This window comes from Peribacillus simplex, assembly GCF_030123325.1.
Lineage (GTDB): Bacteria > Bacillota > Bacilli > Bacillales > DSM-1321 > Peribacillus > Peribacillus simplex_D.
Genome location: NZ_CP126106.1, coordinates 4813870 through 4839637, shown reverse-complemented (window position 1 = coordinate 4839637; position 25768 = coordinate 4813870). Strand labels below are relative to the sequence as shown.

Sequence of the window (25768 nt, the reverse complement as noted above, 5' to 3'; positions counted from 1 at the left end):
TAAAATATAGGTTTAATTGAAGTTCATCTTAATTACATAATGGAACTTAATAAAGATAAAGTGATCATACAATCAGGAGGAATTTTTCAATGGCTTTGTCCGAAATGAATAGTAAATTGTTTAGAATGATTAATAATCTAGGTAAACAATACACGGATTTAAATCCTTTATTTGTATTCATCGCGGAATACATGATTTTTTTCTTAGTATTGGCAATCCTGCTGTTTTTGTTTTCTCGAAGAAATAAAAATAGAATCATGGTAATCTGTGCATTTATTACATTAGCTATCTCGGAACTATTGGCAAAAATAGCGGGGCAATTCCACTCGAATAATCAACCATTTGCTGAGTTGCCCAACGTTAATAGGTTAGTTGAAAAAGCAGTCAATAATTCCTTTCCAAGCGACCATACGATCATATTCTTTTCCTTTTGTATAACCTTCTGGTTGTTCAAAAGGGGGTGGGGGATTTTATGGGTAATTTTGGCTGTCACTGTAGGTATTTCGCGAATTTGGGTAGGTGTCCATTATCCAGCAGATGTTCTTGTCGGAGCCATCATCAGTATCGTTTCAGCCACGATCGTTTACAAAATGGTTCTTAAGTTAAGTTTGACCAAGAAATTTTTGGGGAATCAAGGCGAACAATCCATTCTATCTGCCCTATCCAAACAAAAGAAAGGTAAGTCAAAGGACTTTTAAAAAAATGTCTTACTATACTACTTGAAATGGAAGAATTATTAAACATTAACCATTTTTCAACTGAAAGGTCGATAGTTTAACAAAGGGTTGCTGCGGCAACCTTTTTTTAGGGAACTAAAGGGGCAGTTTAGTTGAAGAATGATGTTTAACCATAAAAAAGAATAACAAACAACTTCGAGGTGATTGTATGAAATATACTTGTCCTTGCTGTGGATATAAAACATTAGATGAAGAACCGACCGATACATATACAATTTGCAAAATATGCTTTTGGGAAGATGACGGTGTTCAATTTCGAGACCCTGATTATGAAGGCGGGGCAAATGAAGTTTCATTATGGCAAGCACAAAAAAACTTTGTTAAGTTTGGGGCATGTGAAGAAGGATGTATTGCTTTTGTAAGGAAGCCAAATAAGAAAGATATAAAAGACCCTAATTGGAAACCGTTTATTTAGAGAAAATTATTAAAGCTAAAGGTTACTTTTTCAATAATGAGTTGCCTTGGCAGCTCATTCAACAGAGCAGGTTATTGTGTGGAAAACAGAATGTTGCAAGTTAAATTTTAATATGTTCTTGCTTAAATTTCATTTTTGCAAAGGGGGAAGAAAATGTCACAATCATTGATTTTTGATATGGATGGTACATTATTTCAAACAGATAAAATTTTAGAAATATCCCTTCAAGAAACATTTGATCATTTGAGAAATTTGAGTTTGTGGGAGCAAAAAACGCCTATAGAAAAATATCGAAAAATTATGGGAGTACCTTTACCAGTTGTATGGGAAACCTTATTACCTGAACATTCGAGCGAAATCAGAAAACAAGCAAATGAATTATTCCACGAGAAATTGATTACTAATATTAATGTAGGTAATGGTGCTTTATATCCGTATGTAAAGGAAGTTTTCGGCCAGTTAAAAGATAATGATTGTGCAATATACATAGCAAGCAATGGGCAAATAGAATATTTAAATGCAATCGTAAAGTATTATCAATTAGATAATTGGGTTACGGAAACATTTAGTATACAACAAATACAATCTCAAAATAAGTCAGATTTAGTACATACAATAGTGAACAAATATAATGTTGAAAAAGGTGCTGTAATAGGTGATCGCTTATCGGATATTAAAGCAGCAAAAGATAATAGTTTAGTAGCCATAGGGTGTAATTTTGATTTTGCTCAAGAAAATGAGCTTGCGCAAGCAGATATCATCATTAACAGCTTAGCTGAATTGAAATCAGTTTTAGAAAAATTAAATGAACAAAAGCAATGGAGGAAATAAGGCAATAAGGTGAGTTGGTGAAGCTTTTTCTTTTTGCAACAAATGGGGCAGGTTAGTTTAAGAAGATACATCAATCTGTATTATTGAGTGCAAGCGCATGCTATAATGAATAACTTACGATTATTACTGTTTTTGGACGGATGCCAAGTAAAGCCTCCGCATAGCGATAAAATATGGAGGTGTAAGAGATTGAATAAACAATGGACGATTGGCAAAATTAAAGAATTTGTTGAGAACAATTCGGAAAGTAAGTTGCTAACGACGGAATATCACGGTTTTTCTCAAAAGTTACTATTTAAATGTACATGTGGTAGCAATTTTGAAAAAACGTTTACGAAGTTTAAAAATAATAAACAACGTAAATGTGACGTGTGCCAACCGCCTAAAGCTGCACGATAACGGATAGTGCATAAACGAAGTGCTGATTTCTTTAGGGAAGTTGGCACTATTTTTATTTAATGGGGGAATAAAAGTGGATATCCTAAAGGGGAGGTCTAGACGATTATTCCTTCTTGAACTAGCGGGTGCGTTAGCTTTACAAATGGGCTGTCATAAGGCAGCCTTTTTTTATGCAACTAAAGTCTCAGGAAAGTTGAGATTAATGGTATATTAAAAGATGGTGTATGGAAAGTTTTTCTAATCGCAGTTTTAAAGTTAACGGGATTTACCTAATAGTGAGGTGCGGAATGAGAAGTTCGAAACATAGAAAAAAAAGATCCGAAAAAATATTAAAGACCCTAAAGGTACCAATAAATAAACATTTGCCCTTAACGGAAAATGAAGAAGAAGTTTCGCTTAGAACAAAAGAAGAGATCATTAACAGAATTATTTCATTAGCGATAGTCTCAGCGAAAGCTTTGGAGGCTCCGCCAGAAAAAATTGAGGAGTTTATTGAAAGATATAATGCTAATGAATTATTCACAGAAGAAGAAAAAAAGTTTTTAATGAAAAAACATCTGAACCAGAACGAGCTGATCCAGTACTCTTGGAAGTTGGAATGTATTTGGCTCCTGCTTTGGTCTGTAAATCTAATATCCGATATAGAGGCTCCAGCCGATACATGTAATGCTGAATATGTTTTTGAGACGGTTTTTCTTCATTCTAAACAAGAGTTGTTTGATAAATCCTCTATAAAACCAACCAGTGATATATTGGATAGCCATGATTTTATTTATAGAGCACATTGGGCGGTAAGGGAAGCCCAAATAAATCATTTGGAAGTTCCATCATCTCTAAATGAAGGCGTTGTATATGAAAGACACTACACTCTTAATTGGCTAGTAAATTATATGGATCAAGAATGGGAAGAAATAAGTACAGATACATAAAAGCACGAATACTTTTATGGTCTCATTACAGGGGCGAATGATCAGGGTTTACTTCAAACAAGGAAGGTTGCTGAGGCAGCCTTTTTCTTATGGCACTAACGAGGCAGGTTAGCTGGATAAGGGACGAATTACCAGTACAAAAGTTTTCATTTTTTGAGATAATCAATAAGCACCAAGATTTTGAATGTAATAGGTGCAATTGTATGCATGAAATTAAGTGAACATTTCATGGGGAATGTATTACTAGGGCTGCCAATCGGAAAATTTATTGCAGCCTATATAAGGCAATACACAGATAAAATTATAAATAAATTGTAGGTTCCATAAAATACAATCTTATTGACTAAAGGCCGGTTTAGTAGAAGATGGAGTTGCGACGAGAGCTCTTTTTTCACGTAAAAGAACAGGCATGTTATAGTATAGGAGAACCGGATTTTATTTTATCTGAGGTAATCTTTATCATCAAAGGAGTTTTTTCATAATGCATGTGCTACAAAAAACACAAAAAATAGTTCGCTATCAGAATCAACAGGGCAATATACATTACGGTATTGTTGAGGATGAGATGATATTACAACTATCCAGCAGTTTTGCTGAACTTGTCAACAAGGAAATAAAGTATGACGGGGTAGAGCTGAAATATAGTGACGTAAAAATTCTGGAACCTGTAAAACCTTCGAAAGTTGTTAATTTCGGCTGGACATATGCAGGTCATGCAAAGGAAACAGGGGGAGAGGCGAACCTTGTAGAGCCATTTCTCTTCTTGAAGCCATTATCTTCGCTTATTGCAGACAAGGAGAAAATTATCCTTCCTCCAAACGAGCTATCCAACCAAGTGGAACTTGAAGGGGAAGTAGCCTTGGTGATTGGAAAGCGCGGAAAAAACATCAAAGAAGAAGATGCGCTTGATTATGTGTTCGGTTGCACGATATTCAATGACGTCACAGCAAGAGATCTTACAAAAAAAGATCCACAGTTTACGCGGGGCAAAGGATTTGATACATTCGGACCTTTGGGACCGTGCATCGTTACCGGGGTAGATCCGACTAATTTGCGGATTGTGACCACTTTAAACGGCCGCGTTGTCCAAGACGGAAATACCAATGAAATGTCTCTAAGCATCCCGTTTCTAATCAGCTGGCTTTCACAGGTAATGACACTGGAGCCCGGTGACATTTTGGCTACGGGTTCACCATCTGGCAGCTGCCCAATCAAGTCGGGGGATGAGGTCGTTGTTGAAGTCGAGAACATCGGTCGATTGACTAATGACGTTCAGTAAGATGTGCCAGAATTCTTAATAACCACGAATGCTAAATAGTTAGTAAAGATCGGAGCTGTCTTTAAGGCAGCTTTTTTTCTTTATGCATCAGGGCAGGTTAGTTCATGAAGGACAAATGAAAGTTTATGCCGAAATAATTAAGAGAGTTGATTAATTGTAAAAGAGGTATAACAATGAATGTTTCATTAAATCAAATTTCCTCAGATGAAAGGCATATTCTTAAGAATTTATATTCCCTTTATTTACATGACCTTTCGGAGTATACCGAGGGTTTAGACCTATCATCAGATGGTGCGTTTGAGTTTGATTCATTTGAATTGATTTGGAAGATGGAAGGGGTAACACCATATTTTTTGAAAAAAGATAAGACAATTGTAGGGTTTTTATTACTCTTGGAAAGGCCGTTTTTAAATAAGGAATATGATTACAGCATTAATGATATTTTTATTTTGAAAAAATATAGAAGAAAGGGTATTGCCATTGCATTAGTAAAGGAATTGTTCAAACAAAAAAAGGGTAGCTACTTTGTTGTTGAATTAGCCAAGAACATTCCTGCCGTTATATTTTGGAGAAAGATTTTTAGTGCGCTAAATATAGATTTTGAAGAAAAAAAGAAAATGATAGATGATGAAGAATGTTTGATGCAATCCTTTCATATTTAAATATTAACTAACAGGTGCTCTACTTCAATAACAAGGGTTGCTGCGGCAGCCTTTTTCTTATGGAATTAACGGGGCAGGTGCTTATAAATTTAACTAGTGTGATGATCCAATGAGGATTCATGCACTTTTTTGAAATTATATTTCTATAATGGAACAAACTACAATTATGTGCATGATAAGGGTGCCTTTATCATGCAACCATACAGTTTCCTGTTCTTGACAAGCAACCGTAGAGTTGCTTATACTCGATATATGAATTGGGACAAAGACGCAATATTCAAGGCACTTGGAGACTCGACTCGGCGGCTTATATTAGACGAACTATCCGAACGCAACGAGCTGACGTTGTATGAACTTACGGTACGTCTCATTATGAAGCACGACATTTCCATTTCGCGGCAAGCGATAGCTAAACATCTTTCTGTATTGGAAGATGCTGGGCTCGTAAAATCAAAACGGAAGGGAAAGTATCGAGTAGTTATATTCAACAACGAACCACTTAAAAATTTGCTAAAAGGATGGATAGAGTAATTTTATAAAATCGGAACAAGACTTCTGACAAATGTGTGGGCCCGTTTTGCTTGCAGCCAGATTATTAGCACAACACCATGCGTCACAAATATCAAAGGAGGCAAAACAATATGAAAATCATTGTTACCAGCATATTCGTACAAGATCAAGATAAGGCACTGGAATTTTACTCAGAAAAGCTGGGATTTGTAAAAAAGCATGACGTTCCCATGGGGAAATTCAGGTGGATAACGCTTGTTTCTCCCGAAGCTCATGACGGTACCGAGCTTTTACTCGAACCGAATGAGCATCCTGCCGCACAGGAGTATCAAAAGAAGATATTTGCCGAGGGCATCCCGGCAACAATGTTCGGCGTTGCAGATATTCATGAAGAGTACAAACGATTATTGGAAAACGGCGTGAAGTTTACTATGGAGCCGACAAAAATGGGCGAAGTCACAATAGCTGTCTTCGACGATACATGCGGCAACCTTATACAGATATCGCAGCAGTAACTTTATGTAGAAATAGCTGTAACCTAGTTCTAAACGACTTTATTGGTTTGTTTTAAGATGGGTGAAGTGTCTTTATCAACAATTAAACGGCTTTATGCTAACCCTGTCCTAATTTTAGGACGGGGTTATACATGTTTAAGATATATTCTGCAATAGAAATGTACCATTGTGGATCACCTAAACTAACTGGTGAGTTAGCTGATTAAGGAACAATAAAAGACGTAAACGGGATTAATAATTAATTCTTATAACCTTATAGTAATTCAGTATTTTACTGAATTACGAAAAAGTGATACAGTTTTTGGTATATTTACAAATATTTTTTAAATGGGAGGTTGTCTATGGAAATGTAGAATCAATTTTTAAAGGCCATTTCTTCTTTCTCATTTCATAGTCAAATGAGAATGGAATGATCTATTTATTGTGTGATGAGGCTATTAATCTTTCGTTCAGGGAGGACAACACATGAAAAAGTTTTTTGCTTTTCAAGTATTAATAGCACTGTTTATTGGAGCACTTATCGGACATTTTTTTCCTGTACTTGGCCAATCCTTAAGACCAATTGGCGACGCTTTTATTCATCTTATTAAAATGATTGTTGTGCCTATTGTTTTCACCACTATCGTCATTGGGTCAGCAGGCGACGGGAACATGAAAAAAATGGGTTCATTAGGACTTAAAACAATTATTTGGTTTGAATTTATTACCACTCTGATTCTAGGTTTAGGTCTTATACTTGTTAACATTTTAAAGCCTGGTGCCGGGCTCAATTTGTCCCATCTTGCTCAAAAGGATATCACACAATTGAATGAAAGCGTTACCAAAGTTGTCGATTTTAAAACGATGCTTGTTAATATCATTCCAAGCAACATTGTTGATGCGATGGCAAAAAGTGATTTATTAGCTGTTATATTCTTCGCCATTTTATTTGGGGCAGCTGCTGGAGCAATTGGCAAAAAGTCAGAGCCGGCAATGAAGTTTATGGAATCAGTTGCAAATATCATGTTTAAACTGACACAAATGGTCATGGTAACGGCACCGATTGGTGTACTCGCTCTCATGGCAGCCTCTGTAGGTCAGTATGGCATTGCCCTTTTAATCCCTATGACAAAGTTGATTGGGGTTGTGTATCTTGGGCTTGCTATAGTTATTTTTGTTCTATTCCCAATAATTGGCTGGATCTTGAAGATTTCTTACTTTAAAGTGTTTCGAATGGTATGGGATTTGTTCCTTATCGCTTTTTCAACAACAAGTACGGAAACCATTCTGCCTCAGTTAATGGAACGAATGGAAGCATACGGTTGTTCGAAACGCGTTGTTTCATTCGTTATTCCTTCTGGGCTATCACTGAATTGTGATGGTTCGACATTGTACCTTTCTGTTTGCTCTATTTTCTTGGCACAAGCATATGGCATCCCGATGGATTTTGGCCAACAGTTGATTGTAATGGGAGTTCTTGTTGCAACCTCAAAAGGAATTGCCGCTGTTCCATCCGGTTCGCTAGTTGTCCTTTTGGCTACCGCCTCAGCAGTAGGGCTTCCTGCAGAAGGCGTCGCAATTATTGCAGGAATTGACCGTGTGCTGGATATGGCACGTACTGCTTGTAATACTCCTGGACATGTTCTCGCTTGTATTGTTGTTTCGAAGTGGGAAAAAGAATTCCGTCAGGGAGAATGGAAAGCACAAACCGAACAGTCAAGCATTCGGCAGGTGCCACCAACATTTTGATGATACGTTAAGCAGCATCATTACATCAGAAGAATGGGGAAAAGCAAAGATAAAAGTAGCACGGACCTGATATTCTCGCCCCATTGTTGAGAGTGAAAGTCGAGAAATAAAGTCTTTCTTCACTAACGGCTGCGTTAGCTAAAAACCGGAACTGCCTTTTAAGGCAGTTCTTTCTTTATGGAAGGCTGTTTTCGTAAAGATTGTTGTTTTTAAAACGAAACGATTTAAGGTTGATTGGAGCGCAAGTGCGAGACTCCTGCGGGAGCAGCGGGAACAGGTGAGACCCCACAGGCGTTTACGCCGAGGAGGCTCACCGCCCGCCCTGCGGAAAGCGAGCATCTGGAGGGGAAATCAACCACACCGCTTTACTTGGTAAATAGCAGCAAAGTATGCGAAAACAGCCTTATGGAATTAAAAGGGGCAGGATGGTTCAAGTACAGGGAACAGTTATGATGGACTTAAGGAGGGCCACTTAATGGTCTGTAAGAAGTCCTTCGAGAATTTGAGGGGAAATGTTTCAATGGACGCTTCATCATTAGTAAAGTTCAATTTATTGTTTCTATAAGTGTATAGATTATTTCTATAATTCATCACTTCGTATAAAAATTATAATGAAGCTAAGTATTAAAAAAACTATATTATAAAATTTTAAATATAAGTGGTGAAGAACATGAAAAAAGTAGTTGGGATTATTGGTGGAATGGGACCATTAGCAACTGTTGATTTAATGAATAAAATAATTTCTTATACACCTGCAAAGAAAGACCAGGATCATATCCATATTATCGTGGACAATTATTCACAAATACCTGATCGTACAACAGCTATTTTGGGAAAGGGTACAGATCCGACTCCTTTTATTGTACAATCGGCACAAAGGCTAGAAAATGCTGGTGCGGATTTTCTGGTAATGGCTTGCAATACTGCTCACTTTTACTTTCAATCAATAAAAGAATCCGTTAGTATCCCGATTCTACATATGCCTTTAGAAACAGCTCGCTTTTTACACGTAAATAATATGAGGAGAGTAGGTTTGTTGGCCACTGATGGAACAATAAACACAAAACTGTACCAACAAAGCTGTCAATTCTACGATATTCATGCAATAGAGCCTGATAAGCAAATGCAAGAGGAAGTGATGGAAGGAATATATGCTATTAAAGGGAGTGATTTGGAAAAAGGTCGTTTATACCTTTCAAGAGTAGCTGATAAATTAATAAAAAGAGGGGCAGAAGCTATAATAGCAGGTTGTACAGAAATCCCTCTTGTACTTAAATCATCCCAAAATATTTGTATGATTGACCCAACAGCAATTTTAGCCAAATCGGCAATTAAAACAGCTACTGAGACAGAATCAGCTAAAGCAATTGGGTAAATTAGATAAATGGTGAACTAAAATTAGGAGCAGTAAATATGAATATTGAAAATATTGAAGCCTTCATTTATGTTTGTCAACTAGGTAGTTTCAATAAAGCAGCCGAGGCTCTTTATTTAACTCAACCTTCTGTAACAGCACGTATTCAATCCCTTGAACGTGAAATTGATTTAAAGCTTTTTCATCGAAACGGAAATAAAATTTCTTTAACTGAAAAGGGAGAATATTTCTTTCCACACGCACAAAAAATTCTTCAATCTTATCAGGAAGCAAAGTACGGATTACAACAAGTAACTGTTCCTTTTGAGCTAGTACTTGGGAGTGCTTTGTCCATTTCCAACAACATTCTACCTGATATTTTGCCTGCTTTTAAATCTAAGTTCAAGGATGTTAGAATCAAAATTATAACAGGACATTCTAAAGATATTTTACACAAGGTCATTAATAAAGAGGTTGACTTTGGCATTATACGAACAGAAACCCATCCCCAAGTAGAATCAATTCGTCTTTATAATGATCCAATTAGCCTTGTTGTCCCTTCAAATCATCCTTTTTTAAAAGAAGAAAGAGTAACAGTAGAGGATGTAAGTAAACAGCCTCTAATCTTTTTTGATTATGGATCTATCGATTGGCTTATCATTCATCGTCTATTTCAAAGTAATGGTGTAAATCCGAATATATATGTAGAAGTTGACAATATGGAAACGGCTAAAAATTTAGTATTACAAGGTCTAGGCATTAGCTTTTTACCTGAGCATTGTGTAAGGAAGGAAATAGAAAATGAAGAGTTATTTAGAGTGGAAATGACTCCTCCCGTAAAAACGAATATTAGTATAGACTTTATCTATTTAAAAGGTAAAACTAAATCTGTTTTTATGGATTTTTTAAAAAATAAAATGTTTGAAAAACAATAAACGAATGATGTGTCCAATCATTGGCAGGAGGGTCTTCGGGTTTGATCGATCGAAGGTCCTTCATCACAGGGATTAAATCATTCTTCCCACACCATCAAAAAGGTCGGGGAATTTTAATGATGTGCTAATGGGTTCTTTACTTCAATAAGGGAGTTGCTTTGGCAGCTCTTTTTTTTATGGAGCTAAAGAGGCAGTTGACCTCAATAACAATAACTACAAAGGAAAAATTTGAATACGATAAGTATCATTGTTCTTTTGATTGCATAATAAAGAGCACCCCAGGGGATGCCCTAATATTACACATTATTTTTATCCTTCAACTTTATTTTGCTTTTCCATTTTCTTTTGCAGAACGATGTGTAGTATTCGCTAAATTCAGGAAGTGGTAATATGGTTTCCAGGACGAAATTAATGTTAAAGTCCATACTTTGTTATCTTTTTGTAAAGAGTAACTCTTGAAAATCCTAATTCCTTAGCTGCTAGTGTCTTATTACCGTGCGTCTTTTCTAATGCATGTTTTATTCGTTCTTTTTCTATTAAGCTTATCTCATCTTGAAAGGTGATATTAGCATTTTCAAACGGTATTTTTTTTGCCCTTTGTGGAAGGATATTCAATATATCACTGGCTTGTAATACTGCGTCATCGGTCATGACCACAAGTCTTTCTACAAAATTTCTTAATTCTCTTATGTTACCAGGCCAGTGATATGAGGAAAATAACTCCATGATATCATTGGATAGGAATTGTATTTCTTTTTGATATTTAATAGAGAATTCTTCTATAAATAAATTTACCAGCTCCGGAACATCTTCTAATCTCTCTCGAAGTGAAGGAATATGAAGGGGAACCACATTTAGACGATAATATAAGTCTTCCCTGAATTCCCCTTTTTCCACCATCTCCTCTAGCATGCTGTTTGTTGCAGCTATTACCCTTATGTCTACTTTGATTGCTTTTGTGCCGCCTATTCTATATATTTCTCCTTCTTGAAGAGTTCTCAAGAATTTAACCTGGATATCTAATGGCATTGTTCCTAATTCATCTAAAAATAGTGTACCGCCATTTGCTTCTTCTAATTTTCCCGCTTTCCCACCTTTTTCAGCTCCTGTAAATGAACCTTTTTCATAGCCGAAGAACTCGCTTTCGAATAAAGGCGAAGGGATTGCACCACAATTAATAGGAACAAATGGCTTTCTTTTTCTAGAACTTGACTCATGAATGGCCTGTGCAAAAAGTTCCTTTCCTACACCGCTTTCTCCTAATATCAGCACTGTTGCGTCCGTTGTTGCTACTTTAATAGCGGATGCCTTTATCTGATTAATAATTTTGCTGCCGCCTTTTATGCTGGAAAAAGGCAAGTTTTTAGCCTGATTAATGATTTGCTGTTTTAAATCTTGTAGCTTTGAGTTTGTAACTGAAAGCTTATCATTTAGTTTTACGGTAGCTGTAATATCACGATCTACCGATATGGCGCCAATCAGGTTGCCACCATGGTCAAAAACAGGAGAAGAACTGATTGAAATATGCTTATCAGGCCGAGGTTGATGATAAACATCAAAAATTGGCTGTTTACTTTTTAATATTTCGTACAATTTAATATCCTTCATTTGAAAATAGTTCTCTATGTTTTTCCCTATTATTTCATTTGATTTAATTTGATAAGTATTTTCTGCTGCTTCATTCCAGTAAACAACCCGCCCCGTTTTATCAACAGCTGTGACTGCATCTTTACTGGTTTTTAAAATAGCTTCTAAATAAAAAAGGATATTATCTCTACTAAAATCCGCTATATTGATCTGCCTCCCTTTTCAGCTCTTTTGTGTAAGTTTACAGGGTTTACAATATGTAAATAATATTTACACTTTTTATAATATTTTAAAAAAGAAGTCTATTCAATGTTTATATTTAGAGTTTGAATTTTTTTTATTATTACGTATTAATCTTGCAATTGTACCCTCCCTTTAACCTGGCTCTATCAGTTCAGAATGAGGAACATACACGTTATATAAAAGAGGATGACTTATTTTTAATTTTGTTTTTTGATCGCAGAAATGCAGGAAATTTTTTTTGGCATGCAAATTGCATCATGTCTAGTAGAACGCAAATTTTTGTAAAAAAAGAGAAGGTGTAGTGATGATTAATTTTTCTAAGTTCATTGAAACAATCGATACCCACACAATGGGTCAGCCAACTAGAATCATTGTAAGTGGGGTTCCAAAAATTTCAGGAGATACAATGATAGAAAAAAAAAATAATCTTAAAAAAGAAATACCTTGGCTAAGAAATTTATTAATGAACGAACCACGCGGTCATCAGGATATGTTTGGGGCTATTCTTTGTGAACCTTCTCAAGAAGGCTGTGATGCGGGCATAATATTTATGGACAGCGGTGATTACCTTAATATGTGCGGTCATGGCACAATCGGCACCATTACTGCAGGTATACAGTTTGGCTTGTTACCTCAAAAGGAAATGTTTTTTCTTGATACACCGTCAGGCAAGGTAGAATGTACAGTTAAATATAAAGATCAGAAAGTTAGTCAAGTGTCGTTCCGGAATGTGCCATCTTTTGTTCTTGAAAAAAATGTGAATATTTCGATTGAAGGCTATGGAACCATCAAATTAGATATTGCTTTTGGCGGCAGCATATTTGCCATTGTAGACGCGTCACAATTTAATTTGGAATTAAAAACAAGCGAAACGCTTGTCTTATCTAAACTTGGTATGAGAATAAAACAAATACTTAATGAGAAATTTTATTTTGAGCATCCTCAAAACCCCAATATTTGCACGGTGGATCTTATAGAGTTCAGCTTAAAAAAGGACAAGAATCATTATCGTAATGTTGTTGTTTTTGGCAACGGACAAATTGACCGTTCCCCATGCGGCACAGGTACTTCAGCGAAATTAGCAACCTTGGATCTTCAAGTTGGTGAAAGTATTATTCAAGAAAGTATTATCGATTCCAGATTTACAGGTAAAGTAGTTGGGAAAACGACAGTATCAGGTTTCGATGCTATTATTCCTGAGATTACAGGGGCAGCCTGGGTTACCGGATTACATCGATTTGCTTTAGAAGAAACCGATCCATATCAACAAGGCTTTACCTTGAATCAACAGTTTGTATTGGAAAATGCTTAATGCAACAGGAAGTTGGTGACGGTTAAATATATTTTCGTTTCTTTTAGCCTGTTACGAACTTATTATCTATAAAAGGAGAGAAAACTACATGACTATGAATACTACTTTAAAAGAAAAATATAAGCACGAGCCATTCACTGATTTTACGATTGAAGAAAATAAAAATGCATTTAATAAAGCATTAAAAGTTGTCGAATCAGAGATGGGGAAAGGCTATCCCCTAATTATCGGGGGCGAGTCGATTACAACAGATGAACAAATCATTTCGATTAACCCAGCGAATAAGGAAGAAGTAATTGGAAGTGTTTCCAAAGCAAATAAAGAGTTGGCTGAAAAGGCGATGCAAGCTGCTCTAATTGCTTTCGATACTTGGAAAAAAGAAAACCCTGAAGTACGGGCGAATATTTTATTTTGTGCAGCAGAGCTTCTCCGCGAACGAAAACATGAATTTTCCGCTTATCTAGTAAAGGAAGCCGGAAAGCCATGGAAAGAAGCAGATGCAGACACGGCAGAAGCGATTGATTTTCTGATTTTTTATGGACACCAAATGATGCAATTAAAAGGGGGGGCTCCTGTAGAAAGTAGAGAAGGAGAAGCAAATACTTTTAATTATATTCCACTTGGTGTAGGGATCATCATTTCGCCATTTAACTTTCCATTGGCGATTATGGCTGGAACTGCTGCAGCAGCAATCGTAGCAGGAAATACGATTCTTTTAAAACCATCGAATAATACACCTGTAATAGCAGCAAAATTTGTGGAACTATTACAAGAATCCGGTCTTCCTGAAGGAGTGATCAATTACATTCCAGGAAGTGGTGCAGAAGTAGGTGATTACCTTGTTGATCATCCGAAAACCCGCTTTGTATCTTTCACTGGTTCACGTGAGGTTGGCTGCCGTATTTATGAACGTGCAGCAAAAGTGCAGCCAGGCCAAATCTGGTTGAAGCGTGTGATTGCTGAAATGGGTGGAAAAGATACTGTTTTAGTGGATGAAGATGCTGATTTAGATTTAGCAGCATCCTCGATTGTGTACTCAGCATTTGGATTCTCGGGGCAGAAATGTTCGGCTGGTTCACGTGCGGTTGTACACCAAGATGTCTATGACGTAGTTTTAGAAAAAGCAGCTGCTTTAACAAACACGTTATCAATCGGTAATCCAGAAGACATGAATAACTACATGGGGCCAGTTATTGATCAAGCTTCTTTTAACAAGATTACAAAATATATTGAAATTGGAAAAGAAGAAGGCAAGTTGATAACCGGCGGTGAAGGGGACGATTCTAAAGGCTACTTTATTCAGCCGACTATTATTGCTGATGTGGATGAAAAAGCACGCATTATGCAGGAAGAAATTTTTGGTCCTGTTTTGGCTGTCTGTAAAGCCCGCGATTTTGATCACATGATGGAAATAGCGAACAATACGGATTATGGGCTAACTGGAGCGTTACTCTCGAATAACCCTGATCATATTAAGCGTGCAAAAGAAGAATTTCATGTAGGTAATCTTTATTTTAACCGTGGCTGCACAGGAGCAATTGTTGGCTACCAGCCATTTGGTGGTTTTAACATGTCAGGAACAGATTCCAAGGCAGGAGGCCCTGACTATCTTATTTTACACATGCAGGCAAAAACGATTAGTGAAACAATTTAAGAAATAAGGCAGCTTTTATGCTGTCTTTTATATGGATAGCAACCGATTGGAAAAATTCTTTCTTTAAGCCTCTCAAAATAATGATCTAAATAAAGCGCTAAAAAATGGGTCTTCTCAAGTGGCCGCAGGAGAGACTATCGAAAGTGCTATTAAAAAGTCTCAAACTTTAAATGAAAAAGGAATGGTCTGTACAATGGATCATTTAGGAGAGCCTGTAACTGTCCGAAACCAATATGGTACCGCAATGCAAAACGCTGGTCGTAATCTCTCTTCTGTGAATTGTATACTTATAAGAAAAATGAGTAGTAAAAGTGTTTTATGTTTGTTTTCAAGTGAAATTCTGCGATTAACGCTAAATATAACTGAATTGGTGAAAAGTCCAGTTCAAAACGATGGAGGTCACTATTTTGACAATAACAAAAGATTTTTTTATTATGCTTTCACAAAATAAAATGCTTAATATCGGTGCAAAACGATGGGGGCTTAAACTTGGTGCCCAGTCTGTCGTAGCGGGAACGAATATCGAAGAAATGGTGAAGAGTGTTAAAGAATTGAATGCAAATGGCATTTCTGCAACAATCGATAACCTTGGCGAGTTTGTATTTGAAAAGAAAGAAGCCCTGCAGGCGAAAAAAAAGATTCTTGACGTTATTGAAGCTATCTATCAGCATCAATTAGATGCTCATATTTCCTTAAAGCCTACTCAACTGGGCCAGGATATTGATTATAGTTTCTGCCTTGAAAATCTATCGGAAATTGTTGAAAACGCGTACAAATATAATGTATTTATTAATTTTGATATGGAAGATCATGGTCATCTTCAGTCATCATTTGATTTAATTGATGAACTTTCCAAAGACTATAATAATATTGGAACGGTTATTCAGGCTTATTTTTATAATGCGAAAGACATGATTACAAAATATAAAAATTACCGGTTAAGAATCGTAAAAGGCGCTTATAAAGAGTCTGAAAATGTCGCATATCAAGACAAAAAAGATATTGATCAAAATTTCATTGAGTTAATCGAGTACCATCTCCTTCATGGTAAATTTACATCCATTGCTACACATGATCACCAAATCATTAATCATGTGAAAAAGTTCGCGAAAAAGAACAACATACCAGCAGAGAAATATGAATTCCAAATGCTTTACGGATTCAGAAAGGATATGCAGTTGAGTTTAGCCCAAGAAGGATACAATTTTTGTACTTATGTTCCATTTGGAGTGGACTGGTATGGATACTTTATGCGCCGTTTGGCGGAGCGTCCCCAAAACCTTAACTTAGTAGCTAAACAGACATTCAACAAAAAAACGAACACCCTAATCGGGATCGGAGCGGGTGCCTTTCTATTAGGAAGATTAAGCAAGAAGAAACCAACGAAAGTATAAAGAAAAATGTAACGATTATTCCATATGAAATGTGGGAATGGCTCTTTCAGTCTTTCCTGTATTCATAACAATAAGGAGGAATAACAATGGATAAAAAGGTTCCCTTTTCGCAAGTGTTGTCTATTGGGTTAATGCTCTTTGCCATGTTTTTAGGAGCAGGGAATGTTATATTTGCTCCAATGCTAGGCCAGCAAGCCGGAACAAACACCTGGCTTGCCATGGGAGGGTTTCTAATAACAGGTGTTGGACTGGTTTTATTAGCTATTGTGGCTCTAACCCGTGGAGGAGGCACTGTAGAAAAGCTCGCAGGACGGGTTCATCCTCGCTTTGCAACTATTTTTTCAATGTTACTTTTTTTAACGTTGGGACCTATTTACGTTATCCCTAGGACAACCTCTGTTGTTTATGAAATAGGTTTAAATCCCTTAATTCAAAGTACAGGAAATGAAAGGCTGTATCTGCTTGTATTTTCAGCGTTATTTATTCTATTGACGATCCTACTCACCTGGGATACAAAAAAGTTGGTAGATAACCTGGGTAAGATTATTACCCCCATCTTTTCAATATTGCTGGCAGTATTGATTATAAAATCATTTATAACACCTATGGGCAAAATCGGGGCTCCTAAAGAGGAATACTTAGATGGCGTATTCTTAAAAGGGTTTACGCAAGGCTACTATACAATGGATGTACTAGCTGCTTTTATATTTGGCGGCATTTTCATTAAGTCAATTAGTTCGTTAGGAATAAAATCTGAAAAAGAAGTTTCCAAGCTATTTATCAAAGCAGGGATCATAACAATTATTGGGTTAATTGCTTTACAGGTTTCAATGGCTTGGATGGGTGCTTCCAGTGTAGATGCAATTGGGTTAAAAGAAAACGGAGGAGAAGTTTTAGCTGAGAGTGCTATTGCCCTGTTTGGGAATTATGGAATTTATATCATTGGAACAATTATTTTCCTCACAGGAATTACAACAAATGTAGCATGTCTGGCAGCCGTTTCTGAATACTTTGAACGAGTTGTTCCGTCTGTTAGCTATAAAAAATGGATTATAGCTTTTTCTATCATAGGAACAATTATTACGAACTTTGGATTGAATACTGTATTAACACTTGCCTCTCCAATATTGCTACTGCTTTATCCATTGGCAATTGCTCTAATTGCTTTAATATTTACCAATAACTTGTTTAAAGGCTATCAATCTGTGTATGTGAGTACAGTAGCAGGAGTAGGAATCGTTGCTCTGCTTGATGCTTTAAAAGAAGCGCATATCTTAACAAATGAAATCAATAGGATGTTTGGCTTTATTCCACTATTCGAGCATGGCGTTGGATGGATAAGCACAGGATTAGTGGGCTTTTTGATTGGGCTAATTGTCGCAAAAACTAAAAAAGAATCCAGCGTAATTGTTGATATAGCTGGACAAGCAACTGATAAAGTTTCGTAATAATCAACCAGTTGAAGGGGCAGAGATGATGATTGTCTGATTAAGTAAAATGATTTCATATATTTGTAAAACGGAGTGAACGAATTGAATGTGAAATTAATGAGATTTGCAATCTTCAAAAAGCATTCGAAACAGAAAAAGGAGTCTCCTTTTTATACAGACAAAGAAAGTCGGTAATAGGTTTCATTTGATCAACGGCTGTTATTTTTATAAACCAGGGCAGAAAATGAATTTTTTTGAGGTATGAAGTATGATTTTGGAATGAAGAACAAGAGGATGTAACCGAAAATAATTAAAAATAAAAGCAGACGGTACAGTGAGAATCCTATAGAAACTCTCGCCGTGCCGTCTATTTTTAAATGAAACGAAAGATCTCAGAAAATATGTAGCATCAATAGGGGGCCCAGCCTACGAATCCACAAAGTATTACAGCATATCCATGACTAATGTTTTTTACCAAGAAGATATAAATATAAAAAGGATAATAATTGAATGAAATATGAAGTTAAGAAATTTGTGAAATCGATAAAGGGGGTTGCCAAGGCCATTCTTATGTCATTAAAGGGGTAGGATAGTTTAAGCAGCTTTCTCAATATTTACGGTTTCATTAAGTGGTTCTTACAAAAACATTAATGTTGAAACACAATGAGGAACTAAGAAGGAGCATAAGTTTTTATGCCTAAGTATTAGTTGAAATCACTCATTCAATTTATTTTCCCAACCAAACCAAATCGTCTGTTTTAAACTACCATTAAAATAAATTTCTCTAACTCCAAAAAACGGCGATGCCAAAGAAGACCCACGGGTGATGCGATTGGGGGATACCTTCCAAAAGAAAGACATCGAGAGGCTCAAAAGGTTAAAACCCCTTTCACACAAAAATATTAATCCCATAGTTCCCTTTTTGATGCTATTTTTTCGGTTCTTTTTCCCTTAGGCACCTTTGTCTTCTTCTGTTACCTCTTGAGTTGCACGCACTGGGTGTTCCTTTTATTAGATTTTTTCTTCATTTTTTCACCCTCTTATTAAATTTATTTTCTTGTTTAACTTATGAAAAAAATCCGAAACTCGATTAGATCCAATACATTTATTTTTGCAAACTTGATCCATACCTAAATGAATAATTTCAGAAGCGTCCTATTTAACAAACAACCATCTGTATTTTCATTTTCCCCTGTCACTAAATCCGTCATGTAATAGGTCAAATATTGAGCATAATGATTGTTTGTTTTTAACAATAACTCGTCCACATAATACACACCGTTAGGTATTTGGTCTAGCAAAGTACGGATAATGAAGCGCAGATACCGCAGCGATCCACTCTTCATTTAAGTTCATTAAAGTGACTATCCATTACACCAATTCATCTGTTAGATGCTGAGCGAATTTCTCACATGGATTTAGCGCCATCTCTTTACCCCTGGCTATTCAATATCCTTCAGCTATCTTAAAAGGCGTTCTCTGCTTCGAATAAAGTACTTTTTTAAACTATCCATTATTCTGGCCATAGAGTTCATTCAGGAATTTCAGTCATTTAACTCCAGGAAAATCTAAAGGTTAGTGCATATACACATTTTTGATGAATTCCAGTCTTATTGATAGAAGTTGGACATTTACCACGACACAATGTCATTCCATGACACATATACATACAGGGTAAATGATTATATAGGAGGGGCAACATTATGAATAAGGAATGGTTAACTAATTTGGTTGGGAAAGTTCTAAAGGTAGATAGAGGAGGGCCTGAATCTCGGACAGGATTATTATTAGGCATATACGATGACCACTTATCGATCTTAACTGAACAAGAAGGTGTTATCTACTATAAAACCGACCATATCAAAAGTATTACCGAGAATGTAAAGAAGGGATTCCAATTTCAACTGGAGGTTCCCGAAGATTTTACCTATAAAACAGCTGCAACTTTTAAGGACTTACTTGATAAAAACCTCAGAAATCAATGGGTAAATATTAACCGAGGCGGTCCCGAGAAGCTTGAAGGCGTACTTCATGATATTAATGATGAATTCGTAACGTTAATACTAAACGAAGAAGTTATTCGCCTGTCAATGTTCCATATCCGCAGCATCAGTTACGGTGCAAGAGTAGAGAAACCTAAAGAAGAAGAAAAATCGGAAAAAAATAAAGATAATAAAGACAGTGGAAAATCGGAAAAAAATAAAGAGAATAAAGCAGAAGAAAAAGAAAAATAGTATTTCCCATAAATGATGTGTCGCTTCCGGCCAGAAGCGACCATCCAATTGATAAGGGGGACTCATCAGATGAAAAAACAAAATTTTCAAGAGGCACTTAATTCACTGATAGGTTTTAATATTAGTATTATTTCTGATGATAAAACTGTTCATGATGGGGTGGTACTTGATGTGAAGAGCGACTTTATTGTCATTCAAATTAATCCAAATAAACAATGTTATTTCAACTTAAATCAGGTTTATGCCTTATCAAAAAACACCAAAGAATTCCAGGGTCAAATACTTGATCACGAACCAACACAGAAACAAAGTTTTACAGAATTAGTAAATGAACTCCAAGGCCATTGGGTGACAGTAAACAAAGATAATAATCTATCGTTTGACGGATTTTTAAGTACCGTAACTAATAATTACATCGTTTTATTAAATAAGGATAAACAGCTTTATGTACAATTATCAAATATACTCTATATTTTCAAAGGGATAGATAAAAAGGAATCGTCAGAGAACAAACAGCAGGAAAATAAGGGCGAAAATACTGAAAATAAACAGTCAGAAGGGGATCAAGTTAAGGAAAGTGATTCCATATTGAAGGAAGACACTGAAATTAATTCCAAAGGAGAGGAAGAGCCTGTTGACCAGAAACAAGAACAGGACATTTTAACTATTGGAAAAGAGGGACCAGCTTCTGCCCATCCGGAAGTTTTATCTGACGTGAAAGAAGAACCGACTGTTCATTCTACAGTAAATCAAGTGGACAAAGATCAATCCAATGTACAAGAAAGTACGGATAAATATACGGAACAAAAATCCCCTGAAAGTAAGAAGGAAAACCCTACAGCAACTAATCCTGTCCATCCGGAAGTTTTATCTGACGTGAAAGAAGAACCGACTGTTCATTCTACAGTAAATCAAGTGGACAAAGATCAATCCAATGTAAAGAAAAGTACGGATAAAAATAAGAAACAAAAATCCCGGAAAAAAAAGAAAAAAGAAAGTAAGAAGGAAAACCCTACAGCAACTAATCCTGCCTCTCCGGAAGTTTTATCTAACGTGAAAGAAGAACCGACTGTTCAATCAACAATAAAAAAAGTGAGCAAAAATCAATCCAATGTAAAGAAAAGTACGGATAAAAATAAGAAACAAAAATCCCAGGAAAAGAAGAAAAAACAAAGTAAGAAGGAAAACCCTTCAGTAACTAATAAAAAAGATATTCAAGAGGCAATCCAAGAAAACCAGACTGGAGGATTCAGGAACTCAAGCCCTGAAGAAATGAATGAACAATCCGCAAAGAAAAATAATTTAAAAGAAAAAAGGAAACTGATAGATAAGAAATGTTACGAATTAATGAAGTCCACTGAAAAGGTGTATGCGGAAAATGGAAAACAAAAAACAGAATATTATTCATTGATGAAATTTGCTGAAAGAATGAAGGGGAAATTGAAGGCAAAACGGGTAAAGCCTTAAGATAAAATTAAAGGCTAATTGAAAGGAGGACATGGAATTGATTTTGTTTTTTTCTGTACTTGGGGGAGTCTTCTATTCCTTTTTTGTAAAACCTCAAAATCAAACCACTCCTGATACCGTAAAAATTACACCATCCAAAAACAAGGCCGCGGAGGTAAATACTTAGTTTACAAATTGTCTTGATGTCAATAATTTTTACTTTAACTATTATCCTCATGTTATGGAGACATTTGGGATTAATGAAACTATACCTACTACAATAGGGGCCTTGACTGTATTAGTTGCAGGCATTGTTCCTTGGACGGATGTTTTAAATATATTTGATATTATCAGGGTGCTTCTTTAACCATATTATCCACCATAATGATGTCTATTGTACTTGAAAGCATTGGTTTTTTTAGGTGGATTGCTTTAAATATCATCATCCGGTCTAAGGGTTCAGGGATTAGATTATTCGCCTATATTAATCTCCTAAGCTTTTTCATGACAATGGTTTTCAATAACGATGGAAGTATCCTTATCACAACTCCTATTATTATTCACATTGTAACGTTACTAAAGATTAAACCTCACCAAAAAATCCCCTTTCTAATATCAGGAGCTTTAATTGCAACGGCAGCGAGTGCCCCAATAGCAGTAAGCAATATTTCCAATTTGATTGCACTAAAGATTGTAGGATTGAGCCTTAATAGTTATATCAATATGATGTTTGTTTCTTGAATGATAGGGATTTTAACAATCAGGTTATTACTATATCTATACTTTAAGAAGGACCTTCCAAGGAAAATCCCCAGTGTACCAGTAAAATGGGATAAAACCTTTCACGCTATGTGCAAACTCATCCACTCAATGTTAAACAACAATCCGAAGATAATGATTGGAAGTTGTTTGAAATGAGTTTTGCAATCTTTTGATATTACTGAGATGGTATAAAACCAAAACTGGTCTAGCGATATTGTAAAGAAAAATACCCTGGCATGTTCTTTTATTTGCTTTCAATATGTACGTGCTGGTATATGGTTTGAAGAATGTTGGCTTGAACGATTATATAGTCAGCAATTTAAAACCCTTAATTATGGATAGCCCATTCAACGCAACCATGATCATGGGCATATTATTAACTAATAATCTTCCTGCAGTTATGATAGGGACTTTGTCGATAACAGAAATGGGATTGGATCCTCACCTTGTGCAAATTGCTTATCTTGCTAACGTGATCGGAAGCGATATAGGTGCTTTGTTGACGTCTGTTGGTACGCTGGCCACATTAATTTGGATGTATATATTGAAGAAACACTCCATCAATATCTCTTGGGGGAAGTATCTTAAAGTTACCTTTTAGATAATTCCTATAGGGTTAATGTAAGTTTAATCTCGCTGTATTTTTGGACCACTTGGCTATTAATGTAGGAAGGAGGGGTGATTATGAATAAAATCTTACAAAATCTCAGAGGAAAAACAATTAAAATAGAACTTTCCGGAAAAAAATTCTTTTTCGGTACACTGGTTGATACTGGTATTGATGTAGTGGTTATCTTTAATGGACAGGATTTTGTGTATCTTCCAATCATTCATATTCAAAATTGCAAAGTAAATACTACGGAAAACGAGGAGATTTCCCTCCCTGTAGATTCACCTGGAATTGAAGCTGAGGAAGAATTATCACTACGAAAAACTCTTTTATCCGCGAAAGGGATGTTCACAGAAATATATGTAACTGGTAACCAGCCTTTACACGGGTATATAACAAGGGTGATGAATAATTACTTTGAATTCTATTCACCAGTTCATAAGACTATGTATATACCTTTATTTCATTTAAAGTGGATTATCCCATATACGGACAATCAAACTCCTTATGGTTTAAGTAACAAGGATCTTCCTGTACATCCTTCAAACCTTTCATTGGCAAGAACCTTTGACGTACAAGTGGAAAAACTGATCGGTAGCTTAATTATTTTTAATATAGGAGAAAACTCCAATTTAATTGGACAAATTAATAAGTTAGAAGATAATTTTGTTGAACTTATTACGGCAAGGGAGGAACCTGTATATTTAAATCTTCATCATATTAAAACAGTTCACCTACCCTGAATTAAAGGCAGCAAATATGCTGCCTTTTTGATATTCCTTTTCTAAAGCGTAAACAAGGTGAGAATACTTTACAAAAAAACCCACTTCTTACATATTTATCTTTTAGTAAAAAATCGGGAAATTGATAAAACTTTGTTCAGGTTTCGAAAAGATAATTGAAAGTCTTACTGATACCATCCACGAAATATCTATAAGATATAAAAAACTTCTGAAAAGGAGCTTTTTTCAATGGTTCACCAATAGCTTTAGTGTAAGTGGATTTATCGCATTGTATATTTCCTTATCTATTTTAATTAAATAAATCAAAGTTTAAAAGCAGACGTTACGTGAGAATCTTTTAGAATATCACCAACTATTTTTCAGAACAATTTTTCCAATCGCCTTGCCTGACTCCATGTATTCATGGGCTTTTGAAACTTCATCAAACGTAAAAATGTTTGGATCCACAAGCGGACGCAGCTGCTCTTCCTCAACCAGCCGAGCAACCTTCTTCAAAATTTCTCCATAATGCTTATGCATGTCCTTGTTTAATATCTTCAACAACATAAAGGTAACATGCAGAGAAAGTCCCTTTGAATGCACTGGGGAGAGGTCATGGGTCGAACGGGCAGCAATGGCTGCTACCGTTCCATGTACCGCAGCCGCCTCAAAGGAGCGATCAAGGTTTTCTCCTCCTACCGTATCAAACACAACGTCAAATCCTTTTCCGTCTGTATATTTCTGTACATAGTCGTGAACGCTTTCTGCTCGATAATTAATAGTTACATCTGCACCAAGACTTGTGCCAATCTCCAGTTTCTCTTGCGAAGAGGCAGTTGTATAGACTGTGGCGCCTTTCCATTTCGCCAGTTGAATGGCAATGTGTCCTACACCGCCGGTCGCTGCATGGATCAGTATATTATGTCCAGGGAGTAGATTTGCCCGATTGAATAATGCTTCCCATGCGGTAATGGAAACCAATGGTAAAGCAGCGGCTTCTTCCATCGTCAAATTTTTCGGTTTGTGAGCAAGTAAATCGGCATCCGCCAGCATAAACTCTGCAAGTGCACCGCCAGTCCCTCTAAAACCACCCGCGCATCCAAACACTTCATCGCCAACTTTAAACTCGGTTACTCCTTCACCCACTGCAGATACCAAACCTGCAACATCCCCATGTAAAACTGCCGGAAACTCGGGGGCAACGGCTGGAACTGCACCAGCACGGACTTTCGCATCAATGGGGTTTACACTTGTAGCTTTGACTTGAATGAGTACATGTCCAGCTTTTAGTTCAGGTTTTGAAACCTCTTTAAATTGAAATACGGAGGGTTCACCAAAAGATTGTATAATTTGTGCTTTCACTTTAGTCACTCCTACTTATTTTTTAGGAAAATGTCTCATCAGACTATTATCGTAACATCGTTAATGAAAAGAACGAATATTTAGTCTTCTCTCGCAAAATCAATGATACTTTATATAATATAAAATTAAAAGTACGCACATTTTTGTTGAATAGGATAAAATTTGTAATATAGTATACAATTTGATACTTAAAAGATTGGGGTGTCAATATGAAGGACTTTAAAACGGAAAAGTGCCCTGATACCACTGCTTGTCCTGTTGCAGTTACAGTAGATGTGATAGGAGGCAAATGGAAAGGGATCATATTATATAACTTAATCTCCGGCCCTAAACGTTTTAACGAGTTAGGGAGACTTATGCCCTATACCACAAAACGCATGATAACGTTACAACTTCGGGAATTGGAGCAGGATGGTATTGTACATCGTGAAATTATATTCTCTTACTCCCTTTGGGGAAACATTAAAACCTATTATTAACTTAATGCGAGATTGGGGAGATATGAACGGAAATGAGGTATTAATGAAACGAAGGATCTCAGAAAATATGTAGCAAGGAGGAGCTATTGTGGTAGTATTCCTTGAACAAACGGGTGAAATATCAGGGGTTGCTGCGGCAGCCTTTTTTGTATGAAAACACATTAGTAAAAAAGCCATGCTAAAATAAACCCTCCATATTCTCATTTTTTTTCGAAGGGCTAAATGTACTATGTCGTTAA

The 25768-nt window shown here is 36.1% G+C and carries 24 protein-coding genes and 1 pseudogene; 23 read left to right on the top strand and 2 right to left on the bottom strand.

Features of this window, described 5'->3' with window-relative positions:
- Positions 1–89: 89 nt before the first annotated feature.
- From QNH43_RS23085 to QNH43_RS23030, 12 genes are all read left to right on the top strand, one after another.
- Positions 90–698 carry an undecaprenyl-diphosphatase gene (locus QNH43_RS23085; protein ID WP_283915855.1) on the top strand — a complete coding sequence of 203 codons (609 nt, stop codon included), beginning with the start codon at positions 90–92 and terminating at the stop codon, positions 696–698.
- A gap of 187 nt (positions 699–885) precedes the next feature.
- Positions 886–1152: a CPCC family cysteine-rich protein gene (locus QNH43_RS23080; protein ID WP_283915854.1), complete on the top strand. Its 267-nt coding sequence runs from the start codon at positions 886–888 to the stop codon at positions 1150–1152.
- A 153-nt stretch (positions 1153–1305) separates the two neighbouring features.
- Entirely contained in the window at positions 1306–1983 is a 678-nt protein-coding gene (locus QNH43_RS23075) for an HAD family hydrolase (protein WP_283915853.1), read from the top strand.
- 189 nt (positions 1984–2172) lie between these two features.
- Positions 2173–2382 carry a hypothetical protein gene (locus tag QNH43_RS23070; RefSeq protein WP_076370451.1) on the top strand — a complete coding sequence of 70 codons (210 nt, stop codon included), beginning with the start codon at positions 2173–2175 and terminating at the stop codon, positions 2380–2382.
- A gap of 287 nt (positions 2383–2669) precedes the next feature.
- Positions 2670–3311: a DUF4272 domain-containing protein gene (locus QNH43_RS23065; RefSeq protein WP_283915852.1), complete on the top strand. Its 642-nt coding sequence runs from the start codon at positions 2670–2672 to the stop codon at positions 3309–3311.
- A gap of 481 nt (positions 3312–3792) precedes the next feature.
- Positions 3793–4590 (top strand): fumarylacetoacetate hydrolase family protein, encoded by a 798-nt coding sequence (locus QNH43_RS23060; RefSeq protein WP_076370456.1) that lies wholly within the window; start codon positions 3793–3795, stop codon positions 4588–4590.
- A 173-nt stretch (positions 4591–4763) separates the two neighbouring features.
- Positions 4764–5252: a GNAT family N-acetyltransferase gene (locus QNH43_RS23055; RefSeq protein ID WP_283915851.1), complete on the top strand. Its 489-nt coding sequence runs from the start codon at positions 4764–4766 to the stop codon at positions 5250–5252.
- A gap of 252 nt (positions 5253–5504) precedes the next feature.
- On the top strand, positions 5505–5783 hold the full coding sequence (locus QNH43_RS23050; RefSeq protein ID WP_076370470.1) for an ArsR/SmtB family transcription factor: 279 nt from the start codon (positions 5505–5507) through the stop codon (positions 5781–5783).
- Between the two features lie 110 nt (positions 5784–5893).
- Positions 5894–6277: a VOC family protein gene (locus QNH43_RS23045; protein ID WP_283915850.1), complete on the top strand. Its 384-nt coding sequence runs from the start codon at positions 5894–5896 to the stop codon at positions 6275–6277.
- Between the two features lie 465 nt (positions 6278–6742).
- Positions 6743–8005: a dicarboxylate/amino acid:cation symporter gene (locus QNH43_RS23040; RefSeq protein WP_283915849.1), complete on the top strand. Its 1263-nt coding sequence runs from the start codon at positions 6743–6745 to the stop codon at positions 8003–8005.
- 670 nt (positions 8006–8675) lie between these two features.
- A complete protein-coding gene (locus QNH43_RS23035) occupies positions 8676–9380 on the top strand; it encodes a cysteate racemase (protein WP_283915848.1) in 705 nt (234 codons plus the stop codon).
- Positions 9381–9418: 38 nt separating this feature from the next.
- A complete protein-coding gene (locus QNH43_RS23030; RefSeq protein WP_076370478.1) occupies positions 9419–10294 on the top strand; it encodes a LysR family transcriptional regulator in 876 nt (291 codons plus the stop codon).
- A 414-nt stretch (positions 10295–10708) separates the two neighbouring features.
- On the opposite strand, the gene QNH43_RS23025 is transcribed toward QNH43_RS23030, so the two are convergent.
- On the bottom strand, positions 10709–12085 hold the full coding sequence (locus QNH43_RS23025) for a sigma-54 interaction domain-containing protein (RefSeq protein WP_283918433.1): 1377 nt from the start codon (positions 12083–12085) through the stop codon (positions 10709–10711).
- 343 nt (positions 12086–12428) lie between these two features.
- Between QNH43_RS23025 and QNH43_RS23020 the strand changes: the two genes are divergently transcribed.
- From QNH43_RS23020 to QNH43_RS22975, 10 genes are all read left to right on the top strand, one after another.
- Entirely contained in the window at positions 12429–13436 is a 1008-nt protein-coding gene (locus QNH43_RS23020; RefSeq protein WP_283915847.1) for a proline racemase family protein, read from the top strand.
- A 94-nt stretch (positions 13437–13530) separates the two neighbouring features.
- On the top strand, positions 13531–15090 hold the full coding sequence (gene pruA / locus QNH43_RS23015; protein WP_283918432.1) for an L-glutamate gamma-semialdehyde dehydrogenase: 1560 nt from the start codon (positions 13531–13533) through the stop codon (positions 15088–15090).
- A gap of 118 nt (positions 15091–15208) precedes the next feature.
- Positions 15209–15541 (top strand): hypothetical protein, encoded by a 333-nt coding sequence (locus QNH43_RS27880; RefSeq protein ID WP_434060139.1) that lies wholly within the window; start codon positions 15209–15211, stop codon positions 15539–15541.
- A complete protein-coding gene (locus QNH43_RS23005; protein WP_283918431.1) occupies positions 15525–16484 on the top strand; it encodes a proline dehydrogenase family protein in 960 nt (319 codons plus the stop codon). Before QNH43_RS27880 ends, QNH43_RS23005 begins: the two co-directional genes overlap by 17 nt.
- A gap of 86 nt (positions 16485–16570) precedes the next feature.
- Positions 16571–17932: a branched-chain amino acid transport system II carrier protein gene (gene brnQ / locus QNH43_RS23000; protein ID WP_283915846.1), complete on the top strand. Its 1362-nt coding sequence runs from the start codon at positions 16571–16573 to the stop codon at positions 17930–17932.
- A gap of 1685 nt (positions 17933–19617) precedes the next feature.
- Entirely contained in the window at positions 19618–20148 is a 531-nt protein-coding gene (locus tag QNH43_RS22995) for a hypothetical protein (RefSeq protein WP_283915845.1), read from the top strand.
- Positions 20149–20217: 69 nt separating this feature from the next.
- Complete coding sequence (locus QNH43_RS22990; protein ID WP_283915844.1) at positions 20218–21615, top strand: DUF2642 domain-containing protein; 1398 nt, start codon at positions 20218–20220, stop codon at positions 21613–21615.
- Positions 21616–21978: 363 nt separating this feature from the next.
- Positions 21979–22335: an ArsB/NhaD family transporter gene (locus QNH43_RS22985; protein WP_349654786.1), complete on the top strand. Its 357-nt coding sequence runs from the start codon at positions 21979–21981 to the stop codon at positions 22333–22335.
- Between the two features lie 280 nt (positions 22336–22615).
- Complete coding sequence (locus QNH43_RS22980; RefSeq protein ID WP_283915843.1) at positions 22616–22957, top strand: ArsB/NhaD family transporter; 342 nt, start codon at positions 22616–22618, stop codon at positions 22955–22957.
- An 83-nt stretch (positions 22958–23040) separates the two neighbouring features.
- The gene (locus QNH43_RS22975) at positions 23041–23709 is read left to right on the top strand and encodes a DUF2642 domain-containing protein (RefSeq protein WP_283915842.1); all 669 of its coding nucleotides are present in this window, start codon (positions 23041–23043) and stop codon (positions 23707–23709) included.
- Positions 23710–24054: 345 nt separating this feature from the next.
- On the opposite strand, the gene QNH43_RS22970 is transcribed toward QNH43_RS22975, so the two are convergent.
- Positions 24055–25050: a zinc-dependent alcohol dehydrogenase family protein gene (locus QNH43_RS22970; protein ID WP_283915841.1), complete on the bottom strand. Its 996-nt coding sequence runs from the start codon at positions 25048–25050 to the stop codon at positions 24055–24057.
- Positions 25051–25259: 209 nt separating this feature from the next.
- On the opposite strand from QNH43_RS22970, the pseudogene QNH43_RS22965 reads away from it, so the two are divergent.
- A pseudogene (locus tag QNH43_RS22965) lies at positions 25260–25602 on the top strand (winged helix-turn-helix transcriptional regulator).
- Positions 25603–25768 lie beyond the last annotated feature (166 nt).

What these genes read in the sequence shown, in the direction of transcription:
- QNH43_RS23030 (WP_076370478.1), top strand. Translation starts at nt 9,419, where the DNA reads ATGAATATTGAAAATATTGAAGCCTTCATTTATGTTTGTCAACTAGGT.
- QNH43_RS22985 (WP_349654786.1), top strand. Translation starts at nt 21,979, where the DNA reads ATGATGTCTATTGTACTTGAAAGCATTGGTTTTTTTAGGTGGATTGCT.
- QNH43_RS22995 (WP_283915845.1), top strand. Translation starts at nt 19,618, where the DNA reads ATGAATAAGGAATGGTTAACTAATTTGGTTGGGAAAGTTCTAAAGGTA.
- pruA (WP_283918432.1), top strand. Translation starts at nt 13,531, where the DNA reads ATGAATACTACTTTAAAAGAAAAATATAAGCACGAGCCATTCACTGAT.
- QNH43_RS23065 (WP_283915852.1), top strand. Translation starts at nt 2,670, where the DNA reads ATGAGAAGTTCGAAACATAGAAAAAAAAGATCCGAAAAAATATTAAAG.
- brnQ (WP_283915846.1), top strand. Translation starts at nt 16,571, where the DNA reads ATGGATAAAAAGGTTCCCTTTTCGCAAGTGTTGTCTATTGGGTTAATG.
- QNH43_RS22980 (WP_283915843.1), top strand. Translation starts at nt 22,616, where the DNA reads ATGTACGTGCTGGTATATGGTTTGAAGAATGTTGGCTTGAACGATTAT.
- QNH43_RS23040 (WP_283915849.1), top strand. Translation starts at nt 6,743, where the DNA reads ATGAAAAAGTTTTTTGCTTTTCAAGTATTAATAGCACTGTTTATTGGA.
- QNH43_RS23045 (WP_283915850.1), top strand. Translation starts at nt 5,894, where the DNA reads ATGAAAATCATTGTTACCAGCATATTCGTACAAGATCAAGATAAGGCA.
- QNH43_RS23060 (WP_076370456.1), top strand. Translation starts at nt 3,793, where the DNA reads ATGCATGTGCTACAAAAAACACAAAAAATAGTTCGCTATCAGAATCAA.
- QNH43_RS23020 (WP_283915847.1), top strand. Translation starts at nt 12,429, where the DNA reads ATGATTAATTTTTCTAAGTTCATTGAAACAATCGATACCCACACAATG.
- QNH43_RS23055 (WP_283915851.1), top strand. Translation starts at nt 4,764, where the DNA reads ATGAATGTTTCATTAAATCAAATTTCCTCAGATGAAAGGCATATTCTT.
- QNH43_RS22990 (WP_283915844.1), top strand. Translation starts at nt 20,218, where the DNA reads ATGAAAAAACAAAATTTTCAAGAGGCACTTAATTCACTGATAGGTTTT.
- QNH43_RS23075 (WP_283915853.1), top strand. Translation starts at nt 1,306, where the DNA reads ATGTCACAATCATTGATTTTTGATATGGATGGTACATTATTTCAAACA.
- QNH43_RS23080 (WP_283915854.1), top strand. Translation starts at nt 886, where the DNA reads ATGAAATATACTTGTCCTTGCTGTGGATATAAAACATTAGATGAAGAA.
- QNH43_RS23085 (WP_283915855.1), top strand. Translation starts at nt 90, where the DNA reads ATGGCTTTGTCCGAAATGAATAGTAAATTGTTTAGAATGATTAATAAT.
- QNH43_RS23005 (WP_283918431.1), top strand. Translation starts at nt 15,525, where the DNA reads ATGCTTTCACAAAATAAAATGCTTAATATCGGTGCAAAACGATGGGGG.
- QNH43_RS22975 (WP_283915842.1), top strand. Translation starts at nt 23,041, where the DNA reads ATGAATAAAATCTTACAAAATCTCAGAGGAAAAACAATTAAAATAGAA.
- QNH43_RS23035 (WP_283915848.1), top strand. Translation starts at nt 8,676, where the DNA reads ATGAAAAAAGTAGTTGGGATTATTGGTGGAATGGGACCATTAGCAACT.
- QNH43_RS23050 (WP_076370470.1), top strand. Translation starts at nt 5,505, where the DNA reads ATGAATTGGGACAAAGACGCAATATTCAAGGCACTTGGAGACTCGACT.